The sequence below is a fragment of the Armatimonadota bacterium genome, from assembly GCA_020354555.1.
Lineage (GTDB): Bacteria > Armatimonadota > Hebobacteria.
The window spans coordinates 3,655,060-3,663,005 of the sequence record CP070648.1 but is presented as its reverse complement, the minus strand read 5'-3'; the positions used below and the strand labels follow the sequence as shown (position 1 = coordinate 3,663,005).

8 protein-coding genes are annotated in these 7,946 nt (G+C 65.5%); 3 read left to right on the top strand and 5 right to left on the bottom strand.

All coding sequences use genetic code 11. From position 1 onward, the window contains the following. Positions 1 to 88: 88 nt before the first annotated feature. The 5 genes from JSV65_14995 to JSV65_14975 all read right to left on the bottom strand — a co-directional run bounded on the left by JSV65_14995 (position 89) and on the right by JSV65_14975 (position 4,272). Positions 89 to 919: a hypothetical protein gene (locus tag JSV65_14995; protein UCH36799.1), complete on the bottom strand. Its 831-nt coding sequence runs from the start codon at positions 917 to 919 to the stop codon at positions 89 to 91. A gap of 14 nt (positions 920 to 933) precedes the next feature. Continuing rightward, positions 934 to 1,914 carry a nucleoside hydrolase gene (locus tag JSV65_14990; GenBank protein ID UCH33851.1) on the bottom strand — a complete coding sequence of 327 codons (981 nt, stop codon included), beginning with the start codon at positions 1,912 to 1,914 and terminating at the stop codon, positions 934 to 936. 142 nt (positions 1,915 to 2,056) lie between these two features. Next, on the bottom strand, positions 2,057 to 3,592 hold the full coding sequence (locus JSV65_14985) for a YifB family Mg chelatase-like AAA ATPase (GenBank protein ID UCH33850.1): 1,536 nt from the start codon (positions 3,590 to 3,592) through the stop codon (positions 2,057 to 2,059). Positions 3,593 to 3,703: 111 nt separating this feature from the next. Continuing rightward, the gene (locus tag JSV65_14980) at positions 3,704 to 3,916 is read right to left on the bottom strand and encodes a helix-turn-helix transcriptional regulator (protein ID UCH33849.1); all 213 of its coding nucleotides are present in this window, start codon (positions 3,914 to 3,916) and stop codon (positions 3,704 to 3,706) included. Positions 3,917 to 3,921: 5 nt separating this feature from the next. Continuing rightward, positions 3,922 to 4,272, bottom strand: a complete 351-nt coding sequence (locus tag JSV65_14975; GenBank protein ID UCH33848.1) for a DUF3796 domain-containing protein — start codon at positions 4,270 to 4,272, stop codon at positions 3,922 to 3,924. Between the two features lie 228 nt (positions 4,273 to 4,500). Here JSV65_14975 and JSV65_14970 point away from each other — a divergent pair, with 228 nt between their 5' ends. From JSV65_14970 to JSV65_14960, 3 genes are all read left to right on the top strand, one after another. Beyond that, the gene (locus JSV65_14970) at positions 4,501 to 5,565 is read left to right on the top strand and encodes a hypothetical protein (protein UCH33847.1); all 1,065 of its coding nucleotides are present in this window, start codon (positions 4,501 to 4,503) and stop codon (positions 5,563 to 5,565) included. A gap of 108 nt (positions 5,566 to 5,673) precedes the next feature. Further along, positions 5,674 to 6,162, top strand: coding sequence for a DUF1559 domain-containing protein (locus JSV65_14965; protein UCH33846.1), 489 nt, complete (start codon positions 5,674 to 5,676; stop codon positions 6,160 to 6,162). A 441-nt stretch (positions 6,163 to 6,603) separates the two neighbouring features. Then, positions 6,604 to 7,869, top strand: coding sequence for an aromatic ring hydroxylase (locus JSV65_14960; GenBank protein UCH33845.1), 1,266 nt, complete (start codon positions 6,604 to 6,606; stop codon positions 7,867 to 7,869). Positions 7,870 to 7,946 lie beyond the last annotated feature (77 nt).

The window sequence follows — 7,946 nt, the reverse complement described above, 5'->3', positions numbered from 1 at the left end:
TGGGTGGATCTCCGCTGAGGAATGACGAGGTCGGACAGATCCGTCGCCCGCGCCGCGGCGACGGCGGCACGGCCTTACATCCTGCCCGCTATCGAAACTCCGCCTTCGCTATTGTCGCCCGGAAGAACTCGGAGTACCGCTTCGTGCCGTACCACCACCCCGCGCGGATCTCCGACGGAATCGCGTATCCCCCGAAGCGCCGTTCCTCGAGGCACTCCATGCCAAAGGGGATGTAGTCGTAGCTGCCGTCTTCGGTCTGGTTCCCCCAGCGCGGCAACGACATATCGCGCAGCTTGCCGTCGGGCTCGACGGAGATCGTCAGGGTCACGAGTTCCCCGTCAATCTCCATAACCACCTTCGCCGACTTCTCATCAACGGCTTCCCATTTCGCGCCCCGCTGGGGCAGGAGTGCCGAGGGAACGAGCAGCGCCTCCGCGGCGCAGCGACCGGCGGCCGACTTCGCGGTATCTGCACCTTCCGCGCTGATCAGGGGAATCAAGCCCCACAGGCGAAAGCCCTGGCGCCCCTCGCCGTTCGCATAGTAGTCGGCGCCGCTCAGGCTCATCGCTCCGCCCTTCACAGATGCCTTCCACACGAAGCCCTTCGGGGGCGCGACGATTTGCTCCGCCTCCAGCGGCATCCACGCCGCCTTCGGGCCGGGCTTGATTGCCCCCGTCATCTCAAGCCGCACCGATGCCGCGAGCGGCGTCCCCGGCCTGATGGCATGGAGAAAATACCGCCGCCCGGGTTCGGGAAGTCCCGCCACCATGTCCGCGCTGAACGTTTCGCCGGCGCCTTCGACCTCCAGCGATCGCCAGATGACGGCAAGCCGCCGGTCATCCGCCAGCCGGGTCGCCGCGAACAGCACTGCGGCTACCGCGAGCAGGCCACCCACGATGAGAGCTGTTGTCAGCAGCATCTTCTTCACGCCCGTCACTCAGTGCGGGGACTCGCCGGTTCGCTCGCCAGGCGTCTCACGTAGAACTCGAAAAAGGGTTCGAGGTTCGGTTCCAGATAGACGAACGCATTGGGCTCGCCCTCGGCGGGCACCGTCATTCCCTCATCCGTCACCTCGATGCGCATCTCCCGGCCTTTGGCAAGACTCGCCTCAATCATCAGCGCCGCCGTCAGCGGGTCGAACAGACATGGGCGCCGCTGCGCGTCGTCGCCCCGCCAGTAGGGGAGGAGTTCCGCCATTGCGCGGGCGAGCGGACGGTCGGATGCGGCGATCGCGTCGAGGTGCTCGGCCCGCAGATGCGCCAGCGACGAGATGTCCAGCGGGGCGACGTAGAGATTCCGCGCCTTCGCCAGCACCGTACGCGCGGCCGCCGGATCGCAGCGGATGTTCCATTCCACGGCAGGCGTATCGCTGCCATTGTAGCCCCGGTACACCGACCCGCCCATGATGAAGATGCGCTTGATCGCACCGGCAATGCGCGCGTCAGCGTCGAGCACGGCCGCGACGTTCGTCAGCGCCCCGACGGCGAGCAGGCTGATTTCCCCGGGGTTCTGCAGGATCTTGTGAACGACGAAAGCGACGCCGTCCCCGCTCGGTGTCTTCTCGCCCTCCGCCCAGGGGTGCTGATTGGGCACGGCCTCGGGGTCGCCCCGGCCCGCCTTGCCCGGCACGACCGGGATGTCGTCGCGCCCCGCCACGCGCAGCAGCTTGCGCGCGATCTGCGCCCGCCGCTGCACCGGCCCGTACACCGTCACCACCCCCTCCAGCTCCAACTCCGGGCAGCTCAGGATCAGCGACAGGCAATACGCGTCATCTATATCATCGCCGATGTCGGTGTCCAGGATGATGCGTTCGGGCATCTGTGCCTTCTCCTCCGCGGCTGCGGTCGCGCCGGCTAGCACCGTCACCAGCAGCACGCCGATTATGGGCAAAACGAGTCGGGATCGCTGCACCATGCTGTCGCCTGTTCGAGGTCTATGGTTCTGCCGAACAGCGCCTTCAACCTGCGCTGCTGTCGTGTGGGGTGCAACAAGATTGTCCGTCGGCCGCCGAAACCCGGAGCGAAGACCCCTGTAGATGCCCGCGACGCTCAGGCCTCTACCCCCACAACTTCCGGTCGAGGGTGCGGTACTGAATCGCCTCCGCGATGTGCGCGGCTCGGAGGTCAGCCGCGCCTTCGAGGTCCGCTATCGTCCGCGCGACCTTGAGGATCCGACTATGCGCCCGCGCGGACAGCTTCATCTGGTCGAACGCCGACCGCAGCAAAGCATCGGCATCCGGCGACAGGGCGCAGAATTGCCTTAGATGCCGCGTCGTCATCTGCCCATTGCAGAAAATCCGGCTCCCGCGAAATCGCTCGTGCTGAACCGCCCGCGCTCGCTCCACCCGCTCGCGCACCGCCCCCGACGGCTCCGCCTCGCTCGGCTCCATAATCTCCCGCGCCGGCAAACGGGGCACCTCGATGTGGATGTCAATCCGGTCCAGCAGCGGCCCGGAGATCCGCTTGTGATACCGCCTGATCTGCGAGAAGCTGCACGCGCACTCCCGCTCCGGGTCGCCGAAATACCCGCACGGGCACGGGTTCATCGCCGCGACCAGGACGAGCTGCGCGGGGTACCGCAGAGACCCCATCGCGCGGCTGATCACGACATGCCCGTCCTCCACCGGCTGGCGCAGCGCCTCCAGCGCGTCGCGATGGAACTCGGGCAGCTCGTCGAGGAACAGCACCCCGAGGTGCGACAGCGTCACCTCGCCGGGCCGCGGAATCGTCCCGCCGCCGACCAGCCCGGCGCTCGATATCGTGTGATGCGGCGCGCGAAACGGCCGCGTCGTCATCAGCGACGAGTCACTCGGCAGCAGGCCGACGATCGAATAGATCCGGCTCACCTCCAGCGCCTCGTTGGTCGTCAGGCCGGGGAGAATCGTCGCCAGCCTCCGCGCGAGCATCGTCTTCCCCGCGCCGGGCGGCCCGACCATGAGCATATTATGCCCGCCCGCCGCGACGATCTCCAGCGCGCGCTTGACGTGCGCCTGCCCCTTGACCTCCGAGAAATCCACGTCATAGCTCGCATCGAAAAGCGCCGCCTCCAGCGGTTGGTAGGCAAGCGGCAGGCGGCCGCCGGGGTTCTCCAATAACGCCGTGGCTTCGTACAGGCTCTCGACCGCATGCACCGCGACGCCTTCGACGATCGCCGCCTCGCGCCCGTTGGCCGCGGGGACGATGACCGCTTTCTTCCCGATGCGCTTCGCCGCCACCACCGTCGGCAAGACCCCTGCCACCGGGCGCACGCCGCCGTCGAGCGATAGCTCGCCGGTGACCAGGAAATCATCAATCCCCTGCGGCTTGATCTGCTCCGTCGCGGCGAGGACGCCGATGGCGATGGGGAGGTCGAACGCCGGGCCTTCCTTCTTGAGGTCGGCGGGGGCGAGGTTGACGACGATGCTGCCGCTGCGCCCGAACTTAAAGTTGGAGTTCCTGATCGCGGACTCGACGCGGCGCGCGGATTCCTTCACCGCGGCATCGGGCAGGCCGACGACAACGAACGACGCGAGCCCGCTGGTGAAGTCAACCTGCACCTGCACCGGGCGGGCTTCGATGCCAACGATGGCTGCGCTGTCGAGCTGAGCGAGCATGGGTGACGTGGCTCAGGCAGCCAGTTTCCAGGTGCGAAGCTTGTTATCCTCTCAGCGGGGCGCTGCTCTGCGACCTGTCGAGAGGCGCGCGGGGCTGCTCTGACACTCGCTTCAGTCCAGAGACGATTCCTCGTCGTCGAAGGTGAACACCTCGTCGATGCGGCTGTGCAGCACTTGGGAGATCCGGAATGCCAGTCGCAGGGACGGGTTGTAGCGCCCCCGCTCCAGATGCACGATTGTCTCCCTGCTCACGCCCACTCGCCGTGCCAGGTCCTCTTGCGTCAGGTCATAGCGCGCACGTAGTTCACGGAGCCGTGTCTTCATTCCGACTACGCGCCCCTGGCATCGAAGTAGACATAGCTGATGACGAAGCTCAAGATGTGCACGGCATAGACGGCCGCAAACGTCAGCGCAAGCACGGCCACCTTGTCGCCTGCGCTCTGGTTGCCGACGAGAGCGACGGCGACCACCAGGCCAATCATGAAGGAAATCAGCGTCGCGACATAGGCGAACGAGGCGGCGCGTCCGAAGTTTGCCTCCGACCGCTCGTCGGGGCGCGGGAAGAACATCGCAAACCCGGAGAACCCGAATAGAACGTACAGCAAGTGTTGGCGCAGGGGAATGCCGAGCAGCCCCAGGAACGCCAAAAGAGCGAGCCAGCGCAGCCACCGAGGATTCATTGAGGGCACCTCCTTGTGATGTATACACCACTTATTGTGCGAAATATACCACTTTTGCTGTTGATTGTCAACCCCTTGTTGGAAGATATGTGGGCGGTGACACCCCGCGCCGCCTCCGTCGGCAGGAGCCCTCACGGCGCCGCCGAAGAATGCTCGCGAGCGGGCCGTGCGGGCGACCTGCCCACCAGATCGACCCAAGCGCGATTCCCTTCGCGCGAGGAGGGAGCGATGCGAACCACACTCGCCGTGTTGTTGTGCTGTTTCCTGATTATCACTGCCGCCGCGTCCGCGTCGGCGCAAGACGAGGACAACGCCGTCAACGTCGTGCGCGAGTTCGCCCGCGCGCTGACGACCGGAGACCTCCAGCGCGCCGCCGCGCTGATCACCCAGGACAGCGTCTGGTTCATGTCGAGCGCCACCTCGATCGCCCCACCTCCGAGCATGAAGGACAAGCCTGAGCCGATGTTCTTCGACCAACAGCTCTCGGACGCCGAAGCACAGGCGATTCGTGGTTTGCTCGACTCCATCATCTTGGCCGCGGCCGTGAAGATCGAGCCCGGCCAGCCGGTGCGCACCGAGCAGGGCATTAGGGTTCCGGTCACCGTCGAGTTGAAGCGCGACATCTTGGTGACGAAGGAGAACGAGAGGCTGCTCGTTGACCTCGCCGCGCAGTACCCGGCAGCGCTTGAGGCCATCCAGGGCATGACCGAGGAGGGCGAGGAGACCACGGAAGAGGAATGGGTCTTGCCCGACGAGACGACGGGAGAGATGCCGGAGTACCCGGGCGAAGCCCCTGTCGTGCCTGGCGAAACGCCCGGGCCCGGCGCCTCTGCCCCGGCACCGGGCGGTACAGTAGTCGGGGAGACAGCGACGCAACCCGGCGCGACTGGAGCGCCGGCGAGCGAAGAGGAAGAGGCCCGCCGTCAGCGGACGTGCCTGGCCAACCTCAAGCAGCTCGCTCTGGGCTTCTTGATGTGTGCCCAGGATTACGACGAGCGCCTGCCCAACGCCGCGAACTGGATGGATATGATCACGCCGTACATAAAGGACGCCCGCTTGTTCCACTGCCCGTCCGACAAGAACCAGTACAGCTACGCCATGAACTCCGCGCTCAGCGGCGTCAGCATCGGCGACATAGATGACCCCGTCAACGCGGTGATGCTGTTCGAATCGAGGAGCGGGAGCAAGAACGCCGCAGATCCCCTCCAGAGCCTATGCATGCCCCCGCGCCACGGCGCCGGCAACAACTTCGCCTTCGTTGACGGCCACGCCGAATTCATCGCGATGGAGTAAACGCAGGCGCTCGGCCCATAATGCCTCGGTGTCCCGGGCGCGGTCGCCTCGAGGCCTCAGCCTACCTGTGATAGGCATGGATAACGGCATGGTTTGAAGGAGGGTGGGATGCGAACCAAGCTGTTACTGCTGTCGTGCTGTCTGCTGACTGTGGGCATCTTCTCGGGCTGCACCGGCCCCGCGAAAGACATGTCGCAGGTCTATCAACGGGCGCGCGAGACCTCCGACAAGGCGGACTGTCTGTCCAACCTCAAGCAACTTTCTCTCGCGATAATCATGTTCGCGCAAGATCACAACGAGACGCTCCCCGACGCGAAGACGTGGACCGACGACATCCGGCCGTACTTCAAGGACGAGGAGATTCTGCGCTGCCCGTCCGACAGGGGGCATGAGTACAGTTATGGGATGAACTCCGAAGTCAGCGGGAAGAAGATCGCGGACATGGCCGATCCAATGACCACGGTCGTGCTGTTCGAGTCCAACGCAGGCAAGAAGAACGCTGCGGATCCGCTGAAGAGCCTGTGCAGCCCGCCGCGCCACGCCGGCGCCAACAACTTCGCCTACGTGGACGGCCACGTCAAGTCCGTCTCGAAATAGCAGCGCGAGCGTTCCCGCGCAGCGTGCCGAAGCGTCCGTCTTGCAAGACCGTGCGGGCGCCCGATCGTCGCCAACGCGGAGGGCGCCGATTCATGGGTCGTTGCATCATCGGCTCGTTTGCGCTTTCGCGGCCCGGAGACTGTCATTCAGAGCGCAGCGCCGAGCGTGGGCAAGGCGCAAAGCGAAGAATCTCCGTACCGTCGAAGCCATCACGCAGCGGCCTCTTCATCCCCGCTTTCACATCGAACAGAGGCGCATGGATGCAGGACCATCCCTGCTGCCCGCCCGCCGCTTGGTGTCCAATGGGCGTCGTCTTCGGATGCGGCGATCAGCCCCCACGGACCGACCCCCTCCCCGACTCCCCAAGGAGTACGGCTCCCGCCCGCCGAATGATTTGTCAAAGCCGAATACGCGCTGCCCACCTCGCGCCAGGAGATCGCCATGAAAACTGCCGCCGAGTACCTCGAATCCCTCGCCCAGATGAAGCACAACGTCTTCATGGGCGGGCAAAAGATCGAGCGCCCATATGAGGATCCGCAGATCCGCACCGGCGCCTCCGTCATCGCCCTCACCTACGACCTGCCCGGCCAGTCCGGCAACGAGGACCTGATGACTGCGACGTCGCACCTCTCCGGCAAGCAGATCAACCGCTTCTGCCACATCCACCAGAGCCCCGACGACCTGCGCCAGAAGATCGCGATGACTCGCGAGTATTGCCACCACACCCTGTGCATCCAGCGCTGCATGGGCATTGACGCGCTCAACGCCCTGTCCATCATCACCCACCAGGTGGATCAGATCGCGAGCACGTCATATCACAAGCGCTTCAACGAGTACCTGGAGTACTTCCAGGACAACGACCTCACCGGCAACGCCGCGATGACCGACGTCAAGGGCGACCGCTCTCTGCGCCCCCACCAGCAGGCCGACCCGGACATGTACCTCCACGTCGTTGACCGCAACGATAAGGGCATCACGGTCCGCGGCGCCAAGGCTCACAATACAAACGCCCCGTACGCCCACGAGTTGATCGTCCTGCCGACCCGCGAGATGACCGAGGCGGACAAGGACTACGCCGTCGCCTTCGCCGTGCCCGCGGACACCAAGGGCATCACGATGATCTGCCGCTGCGCCGGCCCGCGCCAGCCCCGCCGCGGTTCGCGCCCGATGAGCAGCAAGTACAGCACCGTCGAATCGGTCACCGTGTTCGACGACGTGTTCGTCCCCTGGGAGCGCGTGTTCCTCTGCGGGGAATACCAGGCCGCCGGTTTCCTCGCCGAGCTGTTCGCTACGTATCACCGCCACAGCTACTGCGGCTGCAAGCCGGCGATCACCGACGTGCTGCTCGGCTGCGCCGCGCTGGCCGCCGACTACAACGGCGTCGAGAAGGCTTCGCACATCCGCTCGAAGCTCACCGAGTTGATAGCCGCGGCGGAGATCGTCCACGCCTGCGGCATCGCCTCCTCGGTCAACGGTCGTCAGATGCCGTGCGGCACGTATCTGCCCGACGTCGTGTACTCCAACGTCGGCAAGTACTACAGCGGCACGACGCTGCACCACGAGTACGAATTAGTGCACGACATCGCCGGCGGGCTCGTCGCCACCATGCCGCCGGACGAGGACTTCGAGCAAGCGCCCACCGCCGAATACCTGGACAAATACCTCCGCGGCCGCGCGGAGGTGAGCACCGAAGACCGCAACCGCTGATTCCGGCTCATCGAGGAAATCACGGCCTCCGCGATGGCCGGGCTCCTGCTCGTCGCGGGCGTCCACGGCGGCGGCTC